This is a genomic window from Streptomyces sp. PKA51 (assembly GCF_057552455.1).
On the sequence record NZ_BAAJPZ010000004.1, the window covers coordinates 192,177 to 216,901 of the forward strand.

22 protein-coding genes and 1 tRNA gene are annotated in these 24,725 nt (G+C 71.4%); 14 read left to right on the top strand and 9 right to left on the bottom strand.

Features of this window, described 5'->3' with window-relative positions:
* Window positions 1-8: 8 nt before the first annotated feature.
* Window positions 9-1,406 carry a DUF2252 domain-containing protein gene (locus AC27L3_RS08120; protein ID WP_487233322.1) on the bottom strand — a complete coding sequence of 466 codons (1,398 nt, stop codon included), beginning with the start codon at window positions 1,404-1,406 and terminating at the stop codon, window positions 9-11.
* 550 nt (window positions 1,407-1,956) lie between these two features.
* Here AC27L3_RS08120 and lanKC point away from each other — a divergent pair.
* The 7 genes from lanKC to AC27L3_RS08155 all read left to right on the top strand — a co-directional run bounded on the left by lanKC (window position 1,957) and on the right by AC27L3_RS08155 (window position 10,152).
* Window positions 1,957-4,425: a class III lanthionine synthetase LanKC gene (lanKC, locus tag AC27L3_RS08125; RefSeq protein ID WP_487233507.1), complete on the top strand. Its 2,469-nt coding sequence runs from the start codon at window positions 1,957-1,959 to the stop codon at window positions 4,423-4,425.
* Between the two features lie 188 nt (window positions 4,426-4,613).
* Window positions 4,614-4,700, top strand: coding sequence for a class III lanthipeptide (locus AC27L3_RS08130; protein ID WP_487233508.1), 87 nt, complete (start codon window positions 4,614-4,616; stop codon window positions 4,698-4,700).
* 41 nt (window positions 4,701-4,741) lie between these two features.
* Window positions 4,742-4,828, top strand: a complete 87-nt coding sequence (locus AC27L3_RS08135; RefSeq protein ID WP_487233508.1) for a class III lanthipeptide — start codon at window positions 4,742-4,744, stop codon at window positions 4,826-4,828.
* A gap of 32 nt (window positions 4,829-4,860) precedes the next feature.
* Entirely contained in the window at window positions 4,861-4,956 is a 96-nt protein-coding gene (locus AC27L3_RS08140; RefSeq protein ID WP_487233323.1) for a class III lanthipeptide, read from the top strand.
* Between the two features lie 114 nt (window positions 4,957-5,070).
* Window positions 5,071-6,960 carry an FtsX-like permease family protein gene (locus tag AC27L3_RS08145; RefSeq protein ID WP_487233324.1) on the top strand — a complete coding sequence of 630 codons (1,890 nt, stop codon included), beginning with the start codon at window positions 5,071-5,073 and terminating at the stop codon, window positions 6,958-6,960.
* Window positions 6,957-8,195 (top strand): MFS transporter, encoded by a 1,239-nt coding sequence (locus AC27L3_RS08150; protein ID WP_487233325.1) that lies wholly within the window; start codon window positions 6,957-6,959, stop codon window positions 8,193-8,195. The genes AC27L3_RS08145 and AC27L3_RS08150 overlap by 4 nt, the downstream gene beginning before the upstream one ends.
* The gene (locus AC27L3_RS08155) at window positions 8,185-10,152 is read left to right on the top strand and encodes a prolyl oligopeptidase family serine peptidase (protein WP_487233326.1); all 1,968 of its coding nucleotides are present in this window, start codon (window positions 8,185-8,187) and stop codon (window positions 10,150-10,152) included. The genes AC27L3_RS08150 and AC27L3_RS08155 overlap by 11 nt, the downstream gene beginning before the upstream one ends.
* A 135-nt stretch (window positions 10,153-10,287) precedes the next feature.
* Here the strand turns inward: AC27L3_RS08155 and AC27L3_RS08160 are convergent.
* A tRNA-Leu gene (locus tag AC27L3_RS08160) sits at window positions 10,288-10,374 on the bottom strand.
* Window positions 10,375-10,740: 366 nt separating this feature from the next.
* Between AC27L3_RS08160 and AC27L3_RS08165 the strand changes: the two genes are divergently transcribed.
* The 6 genes from AC27L3_RS08165 to pknB all read left to right on the top strand — a co-directional run bounded on the left by AC27L3_RS08165 (window position 10,741) and on the right by pknB (window position 18,784).
* The gene (locus tag AC27L3_RS08165) at window positions 10,741-11,556 is read left to right on the top strand and encodes an FHA domain-containing protein (RefSeq protein WP_487233327.1); all 816 of its coding nucleotides are present in this window, start codon (window positions 10,741-10,743) and stop codon (window positions 11,554-11,556) included.
* Window positions 11,557-11,566: 10 nt separating this feature from the next.
* On the top strand, window positions 11,567-12,097 hold the full coding sequence (locus tag AC27L3_RS08170; RefSeq protein ID WP_365964949.1) for an FHA domain-containing protein FhaB/FipA: 531 nt from the start codon (window positions 11,567-11,569) through the stop codon (window positions 12,095-12,097).
* A gap of 21 nt (window positions 12,098-12,118) precedes the next feature.
* Window positions 12,119-13,699 (top strand): PP2C family protein-serine/threonine phosphatase, encoded by a 1,581-nt coding sequence (locus AC27L3_RS08175; protein WP_487233328.1) that lies wholly within the window; start codon window positions 12,119-12,121, stop codon window positions 13,697-13,699.
* Between the two features lie 38 nt (window positions 13,700-13,737).
* Window positions 13,738-15,135 carry an FtsW/RodA/SpoVE family cell cycle protein gene (locus tag AC27L3_RS08180; protein ID WP_487233509.1) on the top strand — a complete coding sequence of 466 codons (1,398 nt, stop codon included), beginning with the start codon at window positions 13,738-13,740 and terminating at the stop codon, window positions 15,133-15,135.
* A complete protein-coding gene (locus AC27L3_RS08185) occupies window positions 15,132-16,586 on the top strand; it encodes a peptidoglycan D,D-transpeptidase FtsI family protein (RefSeq protein ID WP_487233329.1) in 1,455 nt (484 codons plus the stop codon). Before AC27L3_RS08180 ends, AC27L3_RS08185 begins: the two co-directional genes overlap by 4 nt.
* 164 nt (window positions 16,587-16,750) lie before the next feature.
* Window positions 16,751-18,784, top strand: coding sequence for a Stk1 family PASTA domain-containing Ser/Thr kinase (gene pknB / locus AC27L3_RS08190; protein WP_487233330.1), 2,034 nt, complete (start codon window positions 16,751-16,753; stop codon window positions 18,782-18,784).
* 60 nt (window positions 18,785-18,844) lie between these two features.
* On the opposite strand, the gene AC27L3_RS08195 is transcribed toward pknB, so the two are convergent.
* The 6 genes from AC27L3_RS08195 to AC27L3_RS08220 all read right to left on the bottom strand — a co-directional run bounded on the left by AC27L3_RS08195 (window position 18,845) and on the right by AC27L3_RS08220 (window position 23,056).
* Window positions 18,845-19,546 (bottom strand): class E sortase, encoded by a 702-nt coding sequence (locus AC27L3_RS08195; protein ID WP_487233331.1) that lies wholly within the window; start codon window positions 19,544-19,546, stop codon window positions 18,845-18,847.
* A gap of 27 nt (window positions 19,547-19,573) precedes the next feature.
* On the bottom strand, window positions 19,574-20,503 hold the full coding sequence (locus AC27L3_RS08200; protein WP_487233332.1) for a class E sortase: 930 nt from the start codon (window positions 20,501-20,503) through the stop codon (window positions 19,574-19,576).
* Window positions 20,500-21,156 (bottom strand): aminodeoxychorismate/anthranilate synthase component II, encoded by a 657-nt coding sequence (locus AC27L3_RS08205; protein WP_487233333.1) that lies wholly within the window; start codon window positions 21,154-21,156, stop codon window positions 20,500-20,502. The genes AC27L3_RS08200 and AC27L3_RS08205 overlap by 4 nt, the downstream gene beginning before the upstream one ends.
* On the bottom strand, window positions 21,153-21,365 hold the full coding sequence (locus AC27L3_RS08210; RefSeq protein ID WP_487233334.1) for a hypothetical protein: 213 nt from the start codon (window positions 21,363-21,365) through the stop codon (window positions 21,153-21,155). Before AC27L3_RS08210 ends, AC27L3_RS08205 begins: the two co-directional genes overlap by 4 nt.
* A gap of 73 nt (window positions 21,366-21,438) precedes the next feature.
* The gene (locus tag AC27L3_RS08215) at window positions 21,439-22,266 is read right to left on the bottom strand and encodes a class E sortase (RefSeq protein ID WP_487233335.1); all 828 of its coding nucleotides are present in this window, start codon (window positions 22,264-22,266) and stop codon (window positions 21,439-21,441) included.
* A gap of 25 nt (window positions 22,267-22,291) precedes the next feature.
* Window positions 22,292-23,056, bottom strand: coding sequence for a DUF881 domain-containing protein (locus AC27L3_RS08220; RefSeq protein ID WP_487233336.1), 765 nt, complete (start codon window positions 23,054-23,056; stop codon window positions 22,292-22,294).
* Between the two features lie 160 nt (window positions 23,057-23,216).
* On the opposite strand from AC27L3_RS08220, the gene crgA reads away from it, so the two are divergent.
* A complete protein-coding gene (crgA, locus tag AC27L3_RS08225) occupies window positions 23,217-23,474 on the top strand; it encodes a cell division protein CrgA (RefSeq protein WP_487233337.1) in 258 nt (85 codons plus the stop codon).
* A 322-nt stretch (window positions 23,475-23,796) separates the two neighbouring features.
* On the opposite strand, the gene AC27L3_RS08230 is transcribed toward crgA, so the two are convergent.
* A complete protein-coding gene (locus AC27L3_RS08230; RefSeq protein ID WP_487233338.1) occupies window positions 23,797-24,666 on the bottom strand; it encodes a rhomboid family intramembrane serine protease in 870 nt (289 codons plus the stop codon).
* Window positions 24,667-24,725 lie beyond the last annotated feature (59 nt).

Sequence of the window (24,725 nt, forward strand, 5' to 3'; positions counted from 1 at the left end):
GGGGGGTGTCAGATCCCGGTCTCGGCCGCCACCCGCCCGCTGCGCACCGCGGCCGCCAGCTCTGCGTGATCCGCTTCCGTGCGGTCGGCGTAGGTCACGGCGAAGTCCGCCATCGCCTCGTCGATCTCCTCACCCTTGCCGCAGTAGCCGGCCACGACCAGTGGATCGAGGCTGTGCGCGTGCGCCCGGGCGAGCAGGGCCCCGGTCATCCGCGCGTAGTCGTCGAGCTCGTCGGCGGCCAGGAGCACGGGGTCCACGCTGCCTTTGCGGTTGCGGAACTGCCGTACCTGGTACGGCCGTCCGGCCACCGTCGTCCAGCCCAGCAGCACGTCGCTGACCACCTGCATCGACTTCTGCCCCAGCACCACGCGCCGTCCCTCGTGCGCGACCGGCGCAGGCGCGAAGCCCGCCTTCTCCACGTGCGGCAGCAGCGCGGAGGGCCGGGCCTCCTTCACCTGCAGCACCAGCGGTTCGCCCCGGTGGTCGAGCAGCAGTACGACGTACGAGCGCAGGCCCACGCTGCCGGTGCCCACGATCCGGAACGCCACGTCCTGCACCTCGTAGCGGGCCAGCAGCGGCAGCATCTCGGCGGGCAGGGTGCCCAGGTACGGGGCGAGCGCCGCGGCGACCTCGGCCGCCTCCCCGTCCGGCACCCGGCGCAGCACCGGCGGCGCGTCCACGAACCGCCGCCCGCCCGAGCCGTCCTTCTCCGTCGCCTTCGCGGCGAAGCGGGCGCTGTTGTTGCGCCGCGCCTTCTCCGCGACCCGCTCCAGCGTCCCGGTCAGCTGGTGGGCGTCGGCGTGCGAGACGAGCTCCTCGTCGGCGATGGCGTTCCACGCCTCGCTGGCGGGCATCCGGGCCAGCAGCCGCATGGTGCGCCGGTAGGCGCCCATCGCGTCCCGCGCGGACTCCCGGCACTTCTCCTCCCCGGCCCCGGCCTCGCGCCCGGCCAGCACCAGCGAGGCCGCCAGCCGCTTGACGTCCCACTCCCAGGGCCCGTACAGCGTCTCGTCGAAGTCGTTGAGGTCGATGACCAGCCCGCCGCGCGCGTCCCCGTACAGCCCGAAGTTGGCGGCATGGGCGTCCCCGCACACCTGGGCGCCCAGCCCCGTGACCGGGGTGTCCACCAGGTCGTACCCCATCAGCCCGGCCGAACCGCGCAGGAAGGCGAACGGCGAGGCCACCATGCGCCCCACCCTGATCGGCACGAGCTCCGCCAGCCGCCCGGCGTTGGCCGCCTCCACGCTCTCCACGGCCCCCGGCCGCCCGGCCCCCACCCGGAACTCGGCGTGCGCGGCGCGCGGCACCTTCGCCCGCAGCGCCTTCCCCACCGCCTTGCCCCCGGCCCGAGCGGCGCCCCGCCCCACCGGCTCCGCGAACCCCGGCACAAACGGCAGTCGCGCCATCACGGCGCCTCCTCCCCCGTCGACGACAGTGCCCCGAAGGTACCGCCCGTCCGGCGCGGGCCCGCCGGGCTCGGTGACATCGCGGACAGGGCCGGAAGAGGCGGTCATCAGGGCTGTACCGGGGCAGAATGAGCCAGACATGATCTTGCAGCAATGACCGGAAGCAGCGCGTGTCGGCCTTCGCCGGCGCATCACGCCTGTTCAGACGCGGCACGCCCGCACCCGTCCGGCATCCGACCGGCCGATTCCAGTGGCGAAAAGCTCCCCGTGGTGACGCGTGGTTTCGGCCATGCATCAGATGCATGTTGCAATCGGATGAACATTCCCTGAAAGATGTGGAACGAACACAGCTTTGGGGGGAATAACGGGGACGCCGGAATCCGGCCGTTGTGATCAGGGGTGGCTGCGTCGCAGCACCCAGCGCGCATCCTTTTTCGAGCGATCGACTCGGCATGACCGGCCGAGCTCCGCAGCGCGCCGACGTGCCGGATTCCGAGGTGCAAAAGAAAGCAGGGGGACACGGGGGATGGATTCGCGGTACGAGGCGTTCATGCTCGCCGACCCGCTCTGGTACGAACCATTGGAGCGGTGTCAGGACGAGGATTCACTGCTCGGGCTGGTGACACGCGACCTGCCGGGCGGATGGCACAGGCGCCGGCAGAACGTATGGATCGGGTTGCACCCGGATGATGCCGGAAAACTTCCGGACCAGGGCTGGAAAATTCATGTGACGGCCGCACCGGAAACTCTCGAAGAAACGGTCGAGGCCGTCTGGGCGGTGTGCCGAAGCTTACGCCTTCCGTGGAAATTCCTGCGCAGCCGCGCGGTGACGCTCAAGCTGAACACCAAGTATGCGAGCCGTGCGTCCAGCGGCAAGGCCGTGACCGTGTATCCGCGCAGCGAGCAGGAGCTTCGCACCGCGCTCGATGCGCTGGACCAGGCCCTGTCCGGAAAAGCCGGCCCGTACGTCCTTTCCGATCTGCGGTGGCGAAAGGGTCCGGCTTCCGTCCGCTACGGCGCGTTCACCGCACTGTGGTGCGAGCTGAAGAACGGGACACGGGTGCCCGCACTGCGGAACCCGGACGGCGCACTCGTCCCGGACATGCGGCGACCGGTGTTCACCGTCCCTGAGTGGGTCGAGGTGCCGGATTTTCTGCGCGATCAGCAGACGGACACCACCGACGGCCTCCTGGGCGGCTATCGCGTGACCAAGGCCCTGCACTTCTCCAACGCGGGGGGTGTGTACGTCGCCGAGGGTCCGGACGGGCGGCAGGTGGTGCTGAAGGAGGCCCGTCCCGGAGCCGGCCTCGACAAGCACGGAGTCGATGCCGTCGAGCGGCTCCACCGGGAACACGAGGTCCTCACCCGGCTCGCGCACCTGCCGTTCGTCCCCGAGGTGTTCGGTCTCTTCACCGAATGGGAGCACCACTACCTGGCGATGGAATACGTCCAGGGCGAGACGTTCAGCGCCTGGGTGGGCAAGAACGCGCCGGCGATTCGTCACCGGCCCGACGAGGCCTCCCGTCGCGCATTCGCCGACGAGGTCCTGCGCGTCACCCGGCTCCTCGCCGCCCATGTGTCGGATCTCCACGCGGAGGGCATCGCCTTCGGCGACCTGCACCCCCACAACGTGATGATCCGGCCGGACGGTGCGGTCGCCCTGATCGACTTCGAGCTGGCCGGCCCGGTGGACACCCCCCGCACGGCAGCACTCGGCGCTCCGGGTTTCATGCACACGTCCATCACGAGCCCCCGGGACGCGGACCTGTTCGCCCTCGGTTGCTGTCAGCTGGCCCCGCTCACCTCGATGACCGGGCTGATCAGCCGGACCCCGGAGATCGTGGCGCACCTTCTCGCCATGGCCCGGCAGACCTACCCGTCCCTGCCCTCCGCCTACTTCGACGAGATCGTCGAACGCCTGGCGCTGGCGCCCGCCCTGCCACCCGGTTTCCACGCCCCGCGCCCCCTCGCGCCGCTCGAGCCCGACACCTTGGTGCGCGGGATCACCGAGGCCGCGACGCCCGAGCGCGACGACCGCCTCTACCCCGGTGACATCTCGCTGTACGCCCCGGGTGGGCCGCTCGGTCTGGCCAACGGCGCACCCGGCGTCCTGCTGGCCCTGCAAGCGGTGGGCGCACCGATTCCGCAGGTCCACGTCGACTGGCTGGTGCAGGCCGTCCGCCGGGCCCCGAAGGACGTCCCCCTCGGCCTGTACGACGGGCTCGCGGGTGCGGCCTGGGTGCTGCACCTCCTGGGCCATCCCGAGGCCGCCGACGTGGTCGACCGCATCCTGGACGCCTCCCCGCCGGACTCGCCCGGCCTGCTGAGCGGCCGGACCGGCATCGCCCACCTGTTCCTGTCGGCGGGGCTGAAGGACGAGGCCCTGCAGCTCGCCCGGACCGTGGCCGAGCGCGTGGGCGAACCCGGCCTCCTCGACCTCCCCGGCCTCATGCGCGGCTGGTCCGGCCCGGCCGTGCTCCTCTCCCGCTGTGCCGGCCTCACGGGAGACCCCGCATGGCAGGAGGCCGCCGAGCGGTGCATCCGGCAGGACCTGCGGCACGGCCGCATGGCCGACGGCATGCTGCAGATGCACTCCTCGAACCGCCTGCTGCCGTACCTGGCCGAAGGGACCGCCGGGGTGGCGCTCGCCGCCCTCAGCCTTCCCGGGGCACCGGGCGGAAGCGCGGAGCTCCAACGGGTTCTCGACGGGGCGGCACGCGCCGCGGCGGTGCAGGCCGTCGCCCAGGGCGGCCTGTTCCACGGGCGCGCCGGGCTGCTCTACCTCCTGAGCCACCTCAGTGACCGCGAGCCCGGCCGGCGCCCCGACGTCGACGCACACGTGCGCGCTCTTGCGCTGTACGCAACGCCCGTCGGCGACGCGCAGGTGATGAGCGGCGATCAACTGATGCGGCTCTCCACGGACTTGGCCACCGGATCCGCCGGCGTACTGCTGGCCCTGGCGGCCGCAACAGGACCCGAACGACGGCTCTTGCCGGGTGCGCACGCGGACATCCCGTGATCACCGGCCGGACATCCCGGCCGTTCGGCGACAACTCTCCTGCAAAGGAGGTGACCCGCATGTCCAACGTCCTGGCGCTCCAGGAGCTCGACGAGGAAGTGATCGTCGATGCCCCCTTCAGCAGCTTCAGCATCGGCAACTGCTGAACCGGCCATGACCCCGAGAGGGAGGCAAAGGAGGTGATTCACATGTCCAACGTCCTGGCCCTGCAGGAGCTCGACGAAGAGATCGTCGTCGACGCCCCGGTCAGCACCATGAGCATCTGGGACTGCTGACCAACCCCACCCGCACAAGCGACCGGAAGGAGGTGACTCGCATGTCCAACGTTCTCGCCCTGCAGGAGCTCGACGAAGAGATCGTCGTCGACGCCCCCGTCAGCACCATGAGCATCTGGGACTGCTGACCAACCCCACCCGCACAAGCGACCGGAAGGAGGTGACTCGCATGTCCAACGTTCTCGCTCTCCAAGAGCTCGACGAAGAGACCATCGTGGACGCCCCCATCAGCACCTACAGCATCTGGGACTGCTGATGTCCGGCTCTTGAGACGGAGGGTGTGTGGGCGGCGGCGGAAGCCGCCCACACACCCTCCGGGTCCACACTATGCCGACACGTCTGGGTGTACGTATCCGTGAAATCACGCCGCTTGTTCTTCGCCGAAGTCCGGGTCCGGCCCGCCAGGGTGCTGGGCGCGGCTCTCGCCTGTACGGTCACGGCCGCCGTGGCGGGCGCGTGCGGACTGCTGCTCATGGCGGTCGAGCGGTCGCCCACCGCCGCCTGGGCATCGGGCGGGCAGAGCCGGCAGGACGTGGAGAGCCTGCTGAGCCTGCTGGTTTCGCTGGTGACGATCTCCGCCGTGATGGTCCTCGGCACCACCGTCTCCTTGTGGACCGGCCAACGACTGCACCAGTTCGCCGTCCTGCGTGCTCTCGGCACCACGGTGGGCCGAGTCAGGATGCTGGTGACCACGGACGTGCTGTGGCTGGCGGCCGCATCCGGACTGCTGGGGTCCGTGGCCGGTGCGGTGCCCCTGGCCTGGGGGGCACGCCGGTTCCTCGCCGATCGCGACCTGATGCCGGCCACGGTGCCGCTGCCGGACGCGGCGACGACACTGCTCACGCTCGCCACCGTGTGCGCGGCGCTGTGCTGCGTGGCGGTGGTCGCGGGCCTCGGCAGCATTCACGCGGCAGGCCGGGTGAGCCCCACGGCCGCCCTGCGCAGCCGTGGCGCATCCGGCGCGCTGCGCCGCAGCCGCGTCCGGCTCGTGCTCGGTCTCGCCATGGTGCTCACGACGTGCCTGCCGCTGCTCATCATGATCCTGGTGGGTGGTGGACCGCCCATGCAGCGGGCCGCCATGACCACCGGGCTGACGCTCCTGCTGATCCCGTCCCTCGCCGTTCTCGCCCCGTGGACCGTCCCCGTCCTGAGCCTGCCCTTCACCGCGCTGCTCCGGCTGGCCGACCGGCGGCTCGGCAAAGTGGCGGCCTCCGGGCTGCGCAGCGCTCCCGCCCGCACCACCGCCATCGCCGTCCCGGTCCTGCTGGCCGTCGGTTTCTCGACCTGCCTCCTCGGCACGGACGCGAACATCGCCGCGGCGGTCTCGGACCAGGCTTCCCACGCCCTGCGCGCCACCGCCGTCGTCTCGGCGAAGGAGGGGACGCGCCTGCCGGCCACTCCCGCCTCCGCACCCGGTGTGCACGCCACCGCCGTGCTCGGCACGCAGGTCACCGTGGCACGGCCGGGCAAGGCCGCCAAGTCGCAGCGGGCCTGGGGGGTCGACGGCGCCGCCCTGGGCGAGGCCCTGGACCTCGGGGTCGGCAGGGGTTCGCTCGACTCGCTCTCGGAGGGGACGTTCGCCGCCGGCATCACCCTCGCGGACTCCCGCGGCTGGCACCTCGGTGACCGGGTCGAGCTCACCCTGGCGGACGGACGCAGCCGGAGCCTGCGGCTGACCGCCGTCTACGAACGCGACCTCGCCTTCCCCGCGCTGCTGCTCCCGCGTTCCAGCGTGCCGGCGCAGGCCCGCGACACGGCAGCCGACCGCTACCTGCTCACCGGGCGCAGTGACGCCTGGCCGGCAGCTCCCGGCCAACAGGTGCGTTCCCGCTCGGAGTACCTCGCCGGGCTCGCACCGCGCAGTGCCGCCGACTCGCTCGCCACCTACCTGATGGTTGCCGTCGTCACCGGATACGCACTGATGTCGGCGGCCAACACCTGTGCGCTGGCCCAGCGCGACCGCGTGGCGGAGCGCGCCCACCTGCGCGCCATCGGCCTGAGCCGCTTCCAACTGACCCGTCTGGTCGCGCTGGAGACCCTCACCGCGGCCGCCGTGGGCGCGGTGCTCGCGACCGTGGTCGTCCTGGTGTGCCTGGCCCCCCTGTCCAGCCGCCTGGGGCAGGGCGTGCTGCCGGCGGTCAACTGGCCGTGGGCCGCCGGAGTCGGATGCGCGACGGTCCTGCTCACGGCCGTTCCCGCGCTCGTGGCCGCGCACCCGCTGCGCCGAGCGGACCGGCAGTTCGCCGGGGCGGCTTCGTGAGACCCCCCCTGGGGCGCTCCTTCTGGCTGGTGTTCGCCGGCGAAGCCGCGTCATCGGCCGGGACGGCCGCCTCCGTGATCGCCCTTCCCGTCGTTGCGCTGAACACCACGCATGACGTGCGCCAAGCGGGCCTGACCGGCACCGCCTTGTCGCTGGGAATCCTCGTCGCCCGGCTGCCCGCCGGGCTGATCGCCGACTGGTGCGACCGGCGCCGCGTCATGCTCCTCGGCGACCTGCTCGGTGCGGCCGTGCTGACCTCCCTGGCCGTGCTCACCTGGTACCACCGGACGCCGCTGCCGGCCCTCCTGACCGTCGCCGCGCTCCTCGGAGCCGTCGGCAGCACCCTGGCCCCGGCCGAGAACGCCGCCGTCCGCGATCTGGTGCCGAGCGAACGCCTGCCCCACGCCCTCGCCCTGACGCAGTCGCGTGCCTTCGTGGCCCTGGTCGCGGGACCGCTGGCCGGCGGGCTCATGCTGGCAGTCGACGCCTTCTGGGTCTTCGCCGCGGATGCCGCCACCTACCTGGTGGCCGCGGCATGCCTCGCGGCCGTACGGACGGACCTGCGCACCCATCCGCCGGCCAGGCCGGGGCTGCGCGCGGCAGTGGACGGCCTGCGCTTCCTGTGGCACAGCCCTTTCCTGCGCTATGCAGCCGTCAACTCGACGATCGTCAACCTGGTGTTCAACGGACTGCTCGTGGTGGTCGTCGCCGCCGCGGACGAGGACGGCGGCGGCACCCTCGGCATCGGCGCGCAGACCGCGGCCCTGGGCGTGGGCGGCCTCGTGGGGTCCGTCGCCGCCGTACCGGCCGCGAAACGACTCTCCCCGTCCTCGGGAACCGCTGTCTCCACCGCCGTCATCGCCCTCGCGCTGCTGCTGTTCGCCACCTTCCGCAGCAGCTGGTTCGCGGGGGCGTTCCTGGCCCTGGCCTCGGCCACCGGTCCTGTCGTGGCCGTGGTCGTCTCCTCCGCGCAGATGCGCATCACACCGCGGGAACTGCAGGGGCGGGTGCACAGCGCCGTCGGCTTCCTCGCCCAGACGATGGCGCCGCTGGGACCCGCGCTGGCGGGGCTGAGCGCCCACGCCTGGGGAGTGACCCCGACGGTCGTCGGTGCCGCGGTCGTCGTGTTCCTCCTGGCCCTGGCCGCACCCGTCATGGGCCGGAGCATCGGCGTACCACCGCACCCGGTACCCGAACGATCAGCACCCACCGTGGAGACCCCGCATGTCCCCTGAGACCGTTCCGCCACCCGATCCGTACCGATGGCTCGAAGAGCCCGGCGCCCACGCGACACGGCGCTGGCTGGAGCGGCAACGGCAGATGCTGGAGCACCACCTTCCGGCCGGACCGGGCGACTGCGCATGGGAAGCCCTCCTCGACGAGGTCGACCGGGCTGCGGACGGTCGGCTCGCCGGCCCGCCCGTCGAGGCGGCAGGAACGGTCTTCCGGCACCGCAAACGAGCCGACGGGGACGTCATCACCGCGCAGAGGCCCGACGCAGCTCCCGCCGAGCTGCTCGCCCTGCGGGACTTCGGCAGCAGCACCCGCATCTCGTCCTGGCTGCCCACCCCCGATGCCGACCGGCTCGTCGTGCAGCTGCACCACGGGGGCAGGGAACACCGCGGACTGACCCTGATCCGTACCCGGGGGACGGGCGAACCCGAGCAGGTGACCGACGCCGCGCCCTACCCGGGCATCGGCTTCCTCGACGACTGGCTCCTCTACACGGCCGGCAGCCGCACCACCCACACCCTCCTGGCGCGGCATCTCCCCAGCGGCGCGACGCACTCCGTGCGCCTGCCCGTCACCGCACCGGCGCGGCTCGTCCTGCGCACCGGTCCCGGCGGCGCCCTGGCTCTGCGCACGCGGACAAGGGCGAACGCGACGCAGTGGTGGGTGACCCGCTGGCACGGGGAAGCCGAACCCGACTGGTCGGCCCTGCCCGTGGGCGACGGCGCATCCGCCGTCGAACTCGCAGACGACAGCCTCTACGTGGCAGCAGGCGGTGTCGAACGGCTCGACCTCGCCGACCTCGCCCGCAACGGCACCTCCGCAGAGGCCCGCAGCCTCGTCCCGGCACCGGCCGGAGCGGGGAGCACGGGGGTGCGGACCCTGCGCGTCCTGTCCGCGGCCGGCGGCACCCGCCTGGCCGTCCTGTGGCGCACCGGGACCACGCGCCGACTCGAAGTCCGCCCGGTCGACGACCCGGGGTCCGTCGAGACCGCCCTCGACTGGCCCGCGCGGATCCAACTCGGGCCGGCGGCGCAGGAGGCGTGCTGGCTGCTCGCCGACGATCCGCACCACGGCCCCTGGCCCCTGCGCATCGCACCGGGCCGTCCGGCCGCAGCCCCCGGCGAGGAGCGTGCGGCCCTGCGCACGACGACCGCCCGCGGCGAGGACGGCAGTGACGTGCCCGTCACCATCTGCGACCCCGCCCCCGGAGCGCGGGGGCCGGCCCCCGCGCTCGTCACCGTCTACGGCGGGTTCGGCATCCCCCTCGAACCCACATGGGACCCGCTGACCGCGACCTGGCTACGGGCGGGAGGACGGGTCGTGTGGGTGCACGCCCGGGGCGGCGGTGAACTCGGCCCGCACTGGGCCGCGGCGGGACGTGGCCGGGGCAAGCGGATGACCGTCGCCGACCTCTGTGCCGCAGCCGGGCACCTCCTGGCCGAGGAGGAGACCGCTCCCGGCCGGATGGCGGTCGTCGGCGCCAGCAACGGCGGCCTGGTGGTCGCGGCCGCCCTCACGCGCCGTCCGGACCTGTTCACGGCCGCGGTGTGCGCCGCCCCGCTCACCGACCTGGCGCGCTACACCACAGGGGGCCTCGGGGAGCAGTGGCTGCAGGAGTACGGCGATCCCCGGGACCCCGCGGCGCTGGCCGATCTCCTCGCGTACTCCCCGTACCACCAAGTGCGCGCGGGAAGCCGGTATCCGGCCGTTCTGATGATCAGCGGGGGCAATGACGAACGGGTGCCTCCGTGGCACGCCTGGAAGCTCTGTGCGGCCCTCCAGCAGGCCACCGGCGCCGACGCTCCCGTGCTGCTCGACCACCACGAGGGAAGCGGTCATCACGGCCGTACCCGCGGCGAGGCCCGGGAGCTGGTCCTGCGGACGCTGAGGCTCCTGGCGTCCCGGACCGGTCTGGAACCGCCCGCCGCGGTGGGTGGCCGCGGGCCGGCCGCCGAGTGAGTTCAAGATCACTGGGCGCCCGCGAGACGCCTTTGGCATGCCCACTTCCCGGACATAGGGATCGGACATGCGGACCGGACATGCGGAGAGGCCCCCTCCGAGTGACCATCGTCACTCGGAGGGGGCCTCTCCGACTGGTGCGCGAGGGGGGAGTTGAACCCCCACGCCCTTTCGGGCACTGGAACCTGAATCCAGCGCGTCTGCCTATTCCGCCACCCGCGCATTGGGTGTGTCCTCAGACTATCAGGTCGAGATCCTGGGCTTTTCGGCCCGGGCTTTCGTCCGTTCGCCTTCCGACATCGAGAACATTAGCACGGTTCCGAGGGCGCCTTCACACCCGTTGCCCCCGGCCGCCCCCGTGCGGGACCACGGGGAGGGCTCCGGTTGCGCGACACTGGGCTCGGGCCGCCTCTACGATCCGCGTAGCGGATCCGCGTGGGCGCGCAGCGCGGGGGCGGCCGGGGCGACACTCGTCACTCCTGGCGCCGAAGGGGAACCACCTGTTTTCCCGGCGCGTGGATACGATCAGTAAGCAGTACAGGAACGACACCGAGCATCACAGACGTCACTGAGGGAAGGAGGTGCCCCGTGGGAGTACTGAAGCGCTTCGAGCAGCGACTCGAGGGTCTCGTCAACGGCACCTTCGCCAAGGTGTTCAAGTCCGAGGTGCAGCCGGTCGAGATCGCGGGGGCACTCCAGCGGGAGTGCGACAACAACGCCACCATCTGGAACCGTGACCGCACCGTCGTCCCGAACGACTTCATCGTGGAGCTGAGCGCCCCCGACTTCGAGCGGCTCAGCCCGTACTCGGGGCAGCTCGGCGACGAGCTGTCCGGCATGGTCCACGACTACGCCAAGCAGCAGCGGTACACCTTCATGGGACCGATCAAGGTCCACCTGGAGAAGGCCGACGACCTCGACACCGGGCTGTACCGGGTGCGCAGCCGCACGCTGGCCGCCAGCGAGTCGCAGGAGCCGCACGGCAGGCCGCCGGCGGGCCGGGCCGCGGGCGGCGGCTACCCGCCGCAGCCGGCCGGGGCGCCGCCCATGCCCGCCTCGCCGCCGCCGGGCGTGCGTCCGCTGCCGCGCACCGGGCCGGGCCCGAGCACCGGGGCGGGCGGTCAGACGCGCCGCTGGATCGAGATCAACGGCACCCGCCACCAGATCTCGCGGCCCACCCTCGTGCTGGGGCGCAGCACGGAAGCGGACGTACGCATCGACGACCCCGGCGTCTCCCGCCGGCACTGCGAAATCCGGGTCGGCACCCCCGCGACGATCCAGGACCTGGGGTCGACGAACGGCATCGTGGTGGACGGACAGCACACCACGCGCGCTACGCTCCGCGACGGCTCACGGATCGTCGTGGGCAGTACCACCATCGTTTACCGGCAAGCCGAAGGGTGAAGCGGGGGCAATGTCAGAGCTGACCCTCACGGTCATGCGGTTGGGTTTCCTCGCCGTACTGTGGCTGTTCGTCATCGTGGCCGTCCAGGTCATTCGCAGCGACCTGTTCGGCACCCGCGTGACCCAGCGCGGGTCCCGCCGCGGTGACGGCGCCCGCGCCGCGCGTGCGGCGCAGACCGCGCCGCCGCAGCAGCGCCAGCAGCAGTCCGGCGGCGGTGGCCGCCGGGCGGACCGCTCGCGGCGCGGGGCGCCCACCAAGCTGGTCGTCTCGGAAGGCTCCCTGACCGGCACCACCGTGGCCCTGCAGGGCCAGACGATCTCCCTCGGCCGTGCCCACGACTCCACGATCGTGCTGGACGACGACTACGCCTCCAGCCGGCACGCCCGGATCTACCCCGACCGCGACGGCCAGTGGATCGTCGAGGACCTGGGGTCGACCAACGGCACCTACCTCGACCGGACCCGGCTGACCACTCCGACCCCGATTCCGCTCGGCGCGCCGATCCGTATCGGCAAGACCGTCATCGAGCTGCGGAAGTAGTAGGACCATGACGACCGGAGGGTGGGCAGCGTGGCTGGGAAGGGGCTGTACCCGGAGCCGACGGGCGAGGTGCGCATGAGTCTGTCACTGCGTTTCGCCGCCGGATCGCACAAGGGCATGATCCGGGAGGGCAACGAGGACTCCGGTTACGCCGGCCCCCGGCTGCTCGCCATCGCCGACGGCATGGGCGGCCAGGCGGCCGGCGAGGTCGCCTCCTCCGAGGTGATCTCCACCCTGGTCACCCTCGACGACGACGTCCCCGGTTCCGACATCCTCACCTCGCTCGGCACCGCCGTGCAGCGCGCCAACGACCAGCTGCGCGTCATGGTCGAGGAGGACCCGCAGCTGGAGGGCATGGGCACCACCCTGACCGCGCTGCTGTGGACCGGTCAGCGCCTGGGCCTGGTGCACGTCGGCGACTCCCGGGCGTACCTCCTGCGCGACGGGGTCCTCACCCAGATCACCCAGGACCACACCTGGGTGCAGCGTCTGGTGGACGAGGGCCGCATCACGGAGGAGGAGGCCACCACCCACCCGCAGCGCTCCCTGCTGATGCGCGCGCTGGGCAGCGGCGACCACGTCGAGCCGGACCTGTCGATCCGCGAGGTGCGCGCCGGCGACCGCTACCTGATCTGCTCGGACGGCCTGTCCGGCGTCGTCAGCCACCAGACGATGGAGGAGACGCTCGCCAGCTACCAGGGCCCGCACGAGACGGTCCAGGAGCTGATCCAGCTCGCCCTGCGCGGCGGCGGCCCCGACAACATCACCTGCATCGTCGCCGACGTCCTCGACGTCGACGGCGGGGACTCCCTGGCCGGCCAGTACAGCGACACCCCGGTGATCGTCGGCGCGGTCGCCGAGCACCAGGTGCAGCTGGGCGGCGACGCCATGGGCACCCCGGCCGGCCGTGCCGCCGAGCACGCCCGCGCGCACCGTCCCGTGCCGCCGCAGGACGGCGGCGGCGCGCCCGGCGGCTTCGGGCCGCCCGGCAGCGGCGACATGTACGCGATGGGGGCCACCGACGGTCCGGAGGGCTTCGGCCCGTTCACGGACGAGGACTTCGTCAAGCCCCGCCGCAAGGGCCGGTGGCTGAAGCGCTCGCTGATCCTCGCCCTGGCCCTGGGCGTGGTGGGCGGCGGTCTGTACGGGGGCTACACCTGGACGCAGACGCAGTACTACGTGGGCGCCAAGGACAACGACCACGTGGCCGTCTACCGGGGCATCAACCAGGACCTGGCCTGGCTCAGCCTGAGCCGCCTGTACGAGGACCACCCCGAGATCGAACTCAAGTACCTCCCGGTCGACCAGCGCAGCCGCGTGGTGGACACGATCGCGGTCGGCAGCCGCGACCAGGCCCTGCAGAAGGCCAAGGAGCTCGGCACGCTCGCCGGCGCCTGCAAGAAGGAGGGCGAGCGCCGCAAGGCCGAGCAACAGCAGCAGCGCGAGAGCGAGAAGCAGAACGCCGATCGCACCGGTGGGGCCGCGAAGGATCCCGCCAAGGAGAAGGAAGCCGCACAGGCCACCCCGGCCCCCAGCCCGGGCCCCACCCTGAGCGAGGAAGAGCAGAAGTTGGTCCCGCAGTGCAGCAGCGCCCAGCAGTGAAGCCGTAGGGGGCCACACGCATGTCAGCGATTTCACCGATGCCGAACACCACCAACACGACGACGATCAGCACCGCGGGCCCGCCCAGCAGGCGCAACACCGAGCTCGCGCTGCTGGCCTTCGCCGTGCTCATCCCGTGCTTCGCCTACGCCAACGTGGGCCTCGCCATGGACGGCGAGATGCCCACCGGCATGCTCGGCTACGGCATCGGCCTCGGTCTGCTGGCCGGTGTGGGCCACCTGGTGGTGCGCCGGTTCGCCAAGTACGCGGACCCGATCCTGCTGCCGATGGCCACGTTCCTCAACGGCATCGGCCTGGTGATCATCTGGCGCCTGGACCAGTCGCCGCGGCTGCAGGCCCGCAAGTTCTTCCACGCCAGCGCCACCAACCAGCTGCTGTTCTCGGCGCTGGGCATCGCGCTGTTCGTGGTCGTCCTGATGGTCCTGAAGGACCACCGCATCCTGCAGCGCTACACCTACATCTCGATGGTGGCGGCGCTGATCCTCTTGATCGCCCCGGTGTTCTTCCCGGCGAAGTTCGGCGCGCGCATCTGGATCACCATCCCGGGTCTGGGCTCGATCCAGCCGGGTGAGTTCGCCAAGATCGTGCTGGCGGTCTTCTTCGCCGGCTACCTGATGGTCAAGCGGGACGCGCTGGCCCTGGCCAGCCGCCGCTTCATGGGGCTGTACCTGCCGCGCGGCCGTGACCTCGGCCCGATCCTGGCGGTGTGGGCGTTCTCGATCCTGATCCTGGTCTTCGAGACGGACCTCGGCACCTCGCTGCTGTTCTTCGGCATGTTCGTCGTGATGCTCTACGTCGCGACCGAGCGCACCAGCTGGATCGTCTTCGGTCTGCTGATGTCGGCCGTCGGCGCGGTCGCGGTCTCCACCTTCGAGCACCACGTGCAGCAGCGTGTGGACGCCTGGCTGCACCCCTTCGACGCGTTCAAGGACGGCAGCTCCGACCAGATCGCGCAGGCGCTGATGGCCTTCGGTTCCGGCGGCGTCTTCGGTACGGGCTGGGGCCAGGGCCACTCGGACCTGATCGGCTTCGCGGCCAACTCCGACTTCATCCTCGCCACCGTCGGCGAGGAGCTCGGTCTGGCCGGTGTGATGGCCATACTGCTGGTCTACGGGCTGATCGTGGAGCGCGGCGTGCGCACCGCGCTGGCCGCCCGCGACCCCTTCGGCAAGCTGCTCGCCACCGGCCTGTCCGGCGCCTTCGCCATCCAGGTCTTCGTGGTCGCGGGCGGCGTCATGGGCCTGATCCCGCTGACCGGTATGACGATGCCGTTCATGGCCCAGGGCGGTTCCTCGGTGATCGCCAACTGGGCGCTGATCGCCGTCCTGATCAAGATCAGTGACACGGCCCGCCGGCCCGCGCCGGCCCCCGCCCCGTCCCCCGACGCCGAGATGACCCAGGTGGTCCGCCCGTGAACAAGCCCGTGCGCCGGATCGCCATCTTCTGCGGTCTCCTCGTCCTCGCCCTGATGATCCGGGACAACTGGATCCAGTTCGTCCAGGCGGACGAGCTCAAGACCAACAAGCACAACCGGCGGGTGACCATCGCCCGCTACAGCCAGCCGCGCGGCAACATCATCGTCGACGGCAACGCCATCACCGGCTCCGAGCAGACCGGCGGCATCGACTTCAAGTACAAGCGTACCTACCAGAACGGCGAGATGTGGGCCCCGGTCACGGGCTTCAGCTCCCAGGTCTTCGGTGCCAACCAGATCGAGAAGCTCGAGGACCCGGTTCTGACGGGCGACGACGACCGGCTGTTCTTCAACCGCACGGTCGACATGATCACCGGAAAGGGCAAGAAGGGCGGTGACGTGATCACCACCCTCAACGGCAAGGCCCAGGAGGCCGCCTTCAAGGGCCTGGGCAACAAGAAGGGCGCGGTCGCCGCCCTCGACCCGCGCACCGGCAAGATCCTCGCGCTGGCCTCCACGCCGTCGTACGACCCGTCGAAGATCGCCGGCGCGCAGGACTCCAAGGCATGGCAGGCCCTGCAGGACGACAAGAACCAGCCCATGCTGAACCGGGCGCTGCGCCAGACCTACCCGCCGGGCTCGACGTTCAAGGTCGTCACGGCCGCCGCGGCGCTGGAGAACGGCCTGTACACGGACGTGGACGCCAAGACGGACTCGCCGCTGCCGTGGACGCTGCCGGACACCCGGATCGACCTGAAGAACGAGGGCAACATCCCCTGCAAGGACGCCTCGCTGCGCGTGGCCCTGCAGTGGTCCTGCAACAGCGTCTTCGGCAAGGTCAGCGCCGACCTGGGCAACAAGAAGATGATCGACCAGGCGAACAAGTTCGGCTTCAACAAGCCGGTGGACACCCCCGTCCGCGCCGTGCCGAGCGTCTACCCCAAGGACAACCGCCCGCAGAACGCCATGGCCGGCATCGGTCAGGCGTCCAACCGCGCCACCCCGCTGCAGATGGCCATGATCGCCGCCGCGGTCGCCAACAACGGCAAGCTCATGGAGCCGTACATGGTCGACAAGCTGCGCGCCCCGAACCTCAACGTCATCGAGCACCACCAGCCCAAGGAGATGAGTCAGCCCATCTCCGCGGACACCGCGCGCAAGCTGCAGAGCATCATGGAGACCGTGGTCGAGCAGGGCACCGGCAAGTCCGCCCAGATCGGCGGCGTGAAGGTCGGCGGCAAGACCGGTACGGCCCAGCACGGCGTGGACAACAGCGGCAACCCGTACGCGTGGTTCATCTCGTACGCCAAGACGGACAACGGTTCGCCGGTGGCGGTCGCCGTGGTCATCGAGGGCGACGAGGAGACCGCGCGCGACGACATCGCCGGTGGCGCGCTCGCGGCGCCCATCGCCAAGAGCGTGATGCAGGCGGTGCTCGCGACGGAGAAGTGATCCGGCTCACTCCCTCGCGGCCGCTTCCCCCCTCCGTCTGTACCGGTCCTATATCAGGTGACGGTGGCGCCCGGGAGGCGCCCCGGACGCCGGGTACGGTAGGCCGGACAGCACACAGCCGGACGTAACGAAGGTGCGGTCAGGAGAACGGAAGGGCTGGAGCTATGGAAGAGCCGCGTCGCCTCGGCGGCCGGTACGAGCTGGGCTCGGTGCTCGGCCGCGGTGGCATGGCCGAGGTCTACCTCGCCCACGACACCCGGCTCGGTCGCACCGTCGCCGTGAAGACGCTGCGGGCGGACCTCGCCCGCGACCCGTCCTTCCAGGCCCGGTTCCGTCGCGAGGCGCAGTCGGCGGCCTCGCTCAACCACCCGTCGATCGTCGCCGTCTACGACACCGGCGAGGACTACGTCGACGGCGTCTCCATCCCGTACATCGTCATGGAGTACGTCGACGGGTCGACGCTGCGCGAGCTGCTGCACTCGGGCCGCAAGCTGCTGCCCGAGCGGTCGCTGGAGATGACCATCGGCGTCCTGCAGGCCCTGGAGTACTCGCACCGGGCCGGCATCGTGCACCGCGACATCAAGCCCGCGAACGTCATGCTGACGCGCACGGGCCAGGTCAAGGTCATGGACTTCGGCATCGCCCGCGCGATGGGCGACGCCGGCATGACGATGACGCAGACCGCGGCCGTGATCGGCACCGCGCAGTACCTCTCGCCGGAGCAGGCCAAGGGCGAGCAGGTCGACGCGCGCTCCGACCTGTACTCCACCGGCTGCCTGCTCTACGAGCTGCTCACGGTGCGCCCGCCGTTCGTCGGCGACTCCCCGGTGGCCGTCGCCTACCAGCACGTGCGCGAGGAGCCGAACCCGCCGAGCACGCACGACCCCGAGATCGCGCCCGAGATCGACGCCATCGTCCTCAAGGCGCTGACCAAGGACCCCGACTACCGCTACCAGTCGGCCGACGAGATGCGCGCCGACATCGAGGCGGCCCTGGACGGCCGGCCCGTGGCCGCCGCGGCCGGGCTGGGCGCCATGGGCCCCGGCGGCTACGGCGAGGACCAGCCGACCACCATGCTGCGCTCCCACGAGCAGGGCATGGGCCAGACGTCGATGATGCCGCCCGTCCCCGAGGGCGGTGGCTACGGCGGCGGGTACGGCGGCTACGACGAGGGCTCGCGCAGCGGGCGCCGCGGCAACGGCGGCGGCCGGAAGAACAACCTGTCGACGATCCTGCTGGTCGTCGCGGGCGTCCTGGTGCTGGTCGGTGCGATCTTCATCGGCAAGTCGCTCTTCAGCGGCAGCGGCAACAACGACCGGGTCACCGTGCCGAGCCTGACCGGGCAGACGCTGGCCGAGGCGCAGCGCTCCGGCGAGAACGGCGGCTTCAAGGTCGTCGAGGGCGAGCAGAAGAACTGCGACCAGGACAAGGGCAAGATCTGCGACCAGGACCCCAAGGGCGGCACCAAGGTCGCGCGGGACAGCGAGGTCAAGGTCGTCGTCTCCAAGGGGAAGGCGAAGGTCCAGGTCCCGGACGTCCTCGGCTCGCAGTTCGACGCGGCCAAGGCGGAGCTGGAGGCCAAGGGCTTCACGGTCACGCAGAAGCAGGAGGAGTCCGACCGCACTCCCGGCATCGTGATCAAGCAGGACCCCAAGGGCGGCACGCCGGCCGACAAGGGCTCCGAGATCGTCCTGACGGTCGCCACCAAGGCGTCGAGCAAGACGGTGCCCTCGGTGGTCGGCCAGCCCTTCGACCAGGCCCAGAAGCAGCTGACGGACCTCGGCTTCCAGGTGCAGCGCACCGACGAGGACTCCGACAAGCCGGCGGGCACGGTCACCCGGCAGAGCCCGGACGGCAACACCTCGGCCCAGCCGGGCTCGACGGTGAACCTGTTCGTCTCCAAGGGCGGCAAGGCCAATGTCCCCGTCCCCAACCTGGCGGGTCAAAAGCTCAAGGACGCCAAGAAGGCGCTGACCGACGCCGGTCTGAAGGTCGGCCCGATCGCGGGCCCGCAGGACGACAACGCGATCGTCCTGGGCACGAACCCGCCGATCGGCCAGCAGGTGCCCAAGGACACGCCGGTCGCCCTGACGACCCAGCAGGGCGTCCCGGACGGCACCGGGGGCAGTACCCAGGGCCAGACGGGCGGCAACCAGGACATCGGCGGTCTGTTCGGCGGCTGGGGCCGCAAGCACTGACCCATGCGAAAGCCCCGGCATCCCGTGAGGGATGCCGGGGCTTTCGCATGCGCGGCGGGATCAGCCCGCCAGCTCCTTCGGCGGGGTGCGCTTGGCGTCGACCTTCTGCGTGCGCTCCAGCTCGGCCCAGACGATGTAGCGGTAGTCGGAGGTGTACACCGGCGTGCAGGTCGTCAGGGTCAGGTAGCGGCCCGGCTGCGTGCGGCCCGACTCCTTGGGGACGGGGTCGAGGACGGCGACGTTGTAGCGGGAGGTCTCCTTCAGCTCCGCGTAGACCTTGTAGACGTACCAGACGTCGCGGGTCTCGAAGACGACCGGGTCACCGGTTTTGATCTTGTCGATGTTGTGGAACTTCGCGCCGTGGCCGTCGCGGTGGGCGGCGAGGGTGAAGTTGCCCTGCTTGTCCCAGGGCATGGCCGCCTTCACCGGGTCGCGGTAGTAGCCGGCGACGCCCTCGTTGAGGACGCCGCTGCCGGTGCCGGGCTTGACCAGCACCTCGCCGTTGCGCATGGCCGGCACGTGCAGGAAGCCGATGCCGTCCTTGGTGTCGAGCGCGCCGGGGCCGGTGGCGGCCGGGGCCTTGGCCCAGTTGTCGCGCACGTGGTCGCCCTGGCGCCGGGCCTCGCGGTCGGCGAGGACGTTGGTCCACCACAGGGAGTAGACGACGAACAGTGCCATGATCACACCGGCGGTGATCAGAGCCTCGCCCAGGACGCTGACGACGGCGGCGATCCGCCTCCTGGTGCGGTCGGTGCCTGCCACGGACGTTCGTACCCCGTTCTGCGTGTCTCAGTTGACGAGCGCGTCCGGCTTGCCCTTGCTCCGCGGCCGCTCCTCGACCATCTTGCCCCACACGATCAAGCGGTACGTACTGGTGAACTCCGGGGTGCAGGTGGTCAGCGTGATGTAGCGGCCGGGGCCGGTGAAGCCGGAGCCGGCCGGGACGGGGGCGATGACCCGCGTGTTCGCCGGGGACGTCTGGTCCAGTCGGCTGGTCATCTCGTAGGTGTAGAAGGTGTCCCGCGTCTCCACAACGATCTTGTCACCGGGCTGCAGCCGGTTGACGTAGCGGAACGGCTCGCCGTGCGTGTTGCGGTGCCCGGCCAGCGCGAAGTTGCCGTCCTTGTCCCAGGGCATGGCCGTCTTCAGGGCGCCCTCGGCGTAGTGGCCGACCATGCCGCGGTCCAGCACCTGGTGCTTGCCGACGCCCTGGGCGATGGGCGCCTTCACGTCGAGCTTGGGGATGTAGATGATCGCGAATCCCTGCCCGGGGGAGAACTCCCCGGCGGCCCGGTTCCCCCCGCCCTGCTCCCAGCTGTGCCGCAGGTCCCTGGCGGCGCCGCCGGCCTGCTGCTGGGCCCTGACGTTCGTCCACCACAGCTGGTAGGCGACGAACAGCAGCATCACCACGCCGACGGTGATGAACAGCTCGCCCATCAGACGGCTCACGATCACGCCCACGCTGTCGCGGCGGGCGCGCACGGCGCGCCGGGCGGCCTTGCGCCGCGCCGCACGCCCCCCGGTCGCGACGGGCGGCGCCGGCTCGACGCGGCGCAGCGTCATGGTGGGGGCGTCCTCGGGCGGCAGCGGCTGCGAGACGCTGCCGGGGGTGTACCCGCTCCCGGTGCCGGCCCCGGAGCCGTACGACGCGGTTCCGGTCCCGTACGTGGTGCGCCGCGGCAGCAGCAGGGGGTCCTGCTCGGGCCGCGTGGCCGTCACGCCCCGGCCTTGCCCACCACCGGGGCCAGACCGGCGGAACGTTCCACCGCCCCCGTGTCGCCGCAGGCGGCGAGCCAGTTGGCCAGCATCCGGTGGCCCCACTCGGTGAGCACCGACTCGGGGTGGAACTGCACGCCCTCGACCGGCAGGTCGCGGTGGCGCAGGCCCATCGCGATGCCCCCCGGGGCCGCGTCGGAGGGGGCGGTCCAGGCGGTGATCTCCAGCTCGTCCGGCCACTGCTGCCGGTCGACGGCCAGGGAGTGGTAGCGGGTGGCCGTGAAGGGCGAGGGAAGGCCCTGGAAGACGCCCTTGCCCTCGTGCGTGACGAGCGAGGTCTTGCCGTGCAGCAGCTCGGGGGCGCGGTCGACGACGCCGCCGTAGGCGACCGCCATCGACTGCATGCCCAGGCAGACGCCGAAGACGGGCACGCCGGTGTTCGCGCAGTGGCGCACCATGTCGATGCACACGCCGGCCTGTTCGGGGGCGCCGGGGCCGGGCGAGAGCAGGACGCCGTCGAAGCCGTCCTGGGCGTGGGCGGGCTCCACCTCGTCGTTGCGCCGCACCTCGCACTCGGCGCCGAGCTGGTAGAGGTACTGCACGAGGTTGAAGACGAAGCTGTCGTAGTTGTCCACGACGAGGATGCGTGCGCTCACCGGGTCACCGCCATTCCGTGGCCGGCGGTCACGGGGGCACCGGCCGGCATGCCGTTGTCGACCGTCACATCGTTGAACGGCAGGAGCGGTTCCGCCCAGGGGAAGACGTACTGGAAGAGGGCGTAGACGATCCCCAGCACGAGCAGCAGGGAGATCAGCGCCTTCACCCATGCGTTGCCCGGCAGATGACGCCAGATCCAGCCGTACATGCTCTACCCACTCGCCGAAGGTTGTCGGTCGTTTGCAGCCACCAGGGTACGGGGCGGCCCACGTGCGGCGGGGTCAGCCGGGCAAAGCTTTGGGCTCGGCTTGCGCCGGCGGCGAAAGGCCCTCCGTGCTCTCCAAATGGCCCCAGACGACCAGCCGGTGGCTGTGCCCCCATTCGGGGTCGCAGGTGGTCAGCGTCAGGTAGCGCCCGCTCTCGCGGTAGCCGGCCGCCGCGGGCACGGGGTCGATCACTGCGGTGTCGGTGGGCAGCGTCCGATAGGGGCGGGTGTCGACGCGGTAGGTGTGGCGGACGGCCCCCACGGTCAGCACGACCGCGTCCCCCGGGCGCAGGGCGGGCAGGTCCTTGAACGGATCGCCGTACGTGCGCCGGTGGCCGGCGACCGCGAAGTTGCCCGCGCCGCCCGGGCCGGCGGTGCCCGCGTAGTGTCCCAGGCCCCGTTTGAGCAGGTCGGTGCCGGTGCCCTCCAGGACGGGCTTGGCCCAGCCGGCACCGAAGCGGGGGATGGTCATCACGGCGAACGGCGCACCGGGGCGCGGGCCCGTACCGCCCGTACCTCCCTGCGCCGGGGCGGCCCGGTGCTGTGCGCCGGAGCCGGGAGCGGGCGGTGCGGCTCCCGGGTCCGGGCCGGCGCCGGGGGTCGGCGCCACGGGCGCCTGCGGATCGCCGCCCGCCGGTGGTGCGCCGCCGGGCGCCTGCCCGGCCGGGGCACCGGCGGTGCGGTCCGCGGCCCATTGCTGCTGCAGGCGGCCGATCTCACGCTCCATGGCGTCGTCGGCCCGCACCCCCGTCCAGTACAGGACGTAGACCACGAACAGCACGATCAGCGCCCCGGCGGTCAGGCACAGTTCGCTGAGCGTCCGCACGAGCAGTCGTAAGCCCACCGGTCGGCCCCCTTCCCGCGGGGCGTCATCCCACGGGCTTGGCGTAGTGGAGGTCCACTGTGCCGGAGTACCCCGGAAGAGTCACCGCGTCGTGCTGGTCGACTTTCCAGCCGAGGCCGTAGGCCGCCACGTACTGCAGGTAGTTCTGGATCGCGGGGGAGGAGTCCAGCGCCTTGCGCAGGGCGCCGCGGTCGCCGACGGCGGTGACCTTGTAGGGCGGGGAGTAGACGCGGCCCTGCAGGATGAGGGTGTTGCCCACGCAGCGCACGGCGCTGGTGGAGATCAGCCGCTGGTCCATGACCTCGATGCCCTGCGCGCCGCCCCGCCACAGGGCGTTGACGACGGCCTGCAGGTCCTGCTGGTGGATGACGAGGTCGTTGGGCTGCGGCTGGGGGACGCCGGGGATGCGGGCGGTGGCGTTGGGCGGGGCGTCGGTGAGGGTGACGGTCAGGCCGGATCCGCTGATCTTCTGCGTGCCGGCGGCCTTCTCCAGGGCGTCGAGCCGCTTGTCCTCGGCGGCGGTGTTGCCGTTGTCGCGCCGGGCGAGGGCGTCGACCTGCGCCCGGGCGGCCGCGGCGCTGTCCTCCAACTCGCCGTTCTTGCGGCTGCGCTCCTGGATGAGGTCGGACAGACGCAGCATGGAGGCGTCGGTGCGGATGTTGGTGCCCTGTGCGGTGTTGAAGCTCATCCAGAAGATGAGGCCGGCGAGGGCGAAGACGCCACCGGTCAGCAGCCGGACCGGCCGGAAGCGCCGAGCAGGCCGGCTGGTGGAGTCCGCAGAATTACTCACCGTACCCTTATCCTCTCCGACGCCGCGGAAGCACTACGCTAACGGACGCCCGGGGAAGGAAGCGCTCCCCGTCGCTCCCGCCCCGGCGGTCGTCCCCCGTAAGCCCGGCCCCATGCAAGCCCAGCGCGGTCACGCAGCGCATCGACAGGAGAGTTCCCTCGTGCCGAAGTCACGGATCCGCAAGAAAGACGACTTCACGCCGCCGCCGGTGAAGCAGCAGCAGAGCATCAAGCTGAACACCGGGCGCCGTTGGGTGGCGCCGTTGATGCTGGCGATGTTCCTGATCGGGCTGGCGTGGATCGTCGTCTTCTACGTGACGAGCGGCGACATGCCGATCGAGTCGCTGCACAACTGGAACATCGTCGTGGGCTTCGGTTTCATCGCCGCGGGGTTCGTCGTCTCCACCCAGTGGAAGTAGCGCGGTGGTAGCTCTGCCCTGAGCCTGGCAGCGAGTTATCCACACCCTCGTCCACAGTGGGGAAAACTCTGAAGATCTGTGGATAACCACCTGCGGGTTGACGCCGGTGTGACTGGTCGCAAGCACTGCGTATCCATGGTCCACACCGGCGTCTTCCAGCAGAAACGCAGATCGGAGCGGGTGTGCGCCGGGTGCGGGGCGAGGGAACGGCCGTTCCTTCACCCCGTGCACAAGATTCTGCGCGCGCTGTGGACAACCCGTTGGGCCACACGTGTGAGTGAGGGCCGCAGGCAGCCGCCCCGGCCCCCGTGCACTGCGCCGGTCAGGTGAGCTGCAGCGTCCGCACGACCACCAGGGCGACGATCACGGCGAGCACCGCCGCGCACGCCAGGCGCTGCACCAGCACCCGTCTGCCGCGCGGCGCGTGCACCATCGCGTACGCCACGACCGTGCCCACCACCAGGCCGCCGACGTGGGCCTGCCAGGCGATGTCGGCCCAGGTGAAGGTGAAGATCAGGTTGAGCACGAGCAGCGCCATCACCGGGCGCATGTCGTACTTCAGCCGGCGCAGCAGCACGGCCGTGGCGCCCAGCAGGCCGAAGATCGCCCCGGAGGCACCCAGCGAGGGCTGGTTGGGCGCGGCCAGCAGGTAGGTCAGCGCGCTGCCCCCGAGGCCGGAGAGCAGGTACAGCGCGAGGTAGCGCACCCGGCCCAGGGCGGCCTCCAGCGGCGGCCCGAGGAACCACAGCGAGATCATGTTGAAGAGGATGTGGGTGGGCGCGGGCGTGTCGTGCATGAACATCGCCGTCAGCAGCCGGTACCACTGCCCCTCGGCGACGCCCTCCGGCGTCACGCCGTCGTAGGAGGCCTTGCCGATCAGATCCAGCGAGCGGCCGAGCTGCTCCCCCGTGGCCATGACGGCGATCCACAGGGCGACGTTGATCCCGATCAGCGTCTTGGTCACCAGGCGCGGATCGGCCACCTGCACGCTGCCGGCGATCGTGCGCGGCGCGCTCGCGCCGGCGTGCGGCCCGGCCCCGGTGCCCTCGCCGCCGCTCACGCACGGCGGGCACTGGAAGCCCACCGAGGCGCTGACCATGCACTCCGGGCAGATCGGGCGCTCGCAGCGCACGCAGTGGACGCCGGTCTCCCGGTCCGGGTGCCGGTAGCAGCGGACGGCCTGGTCGTTCATCTTCTTCCCCTCGCCCCTCACAACGCGCGGCCCCGCCCGTCATACGGACGGGCGGGGCG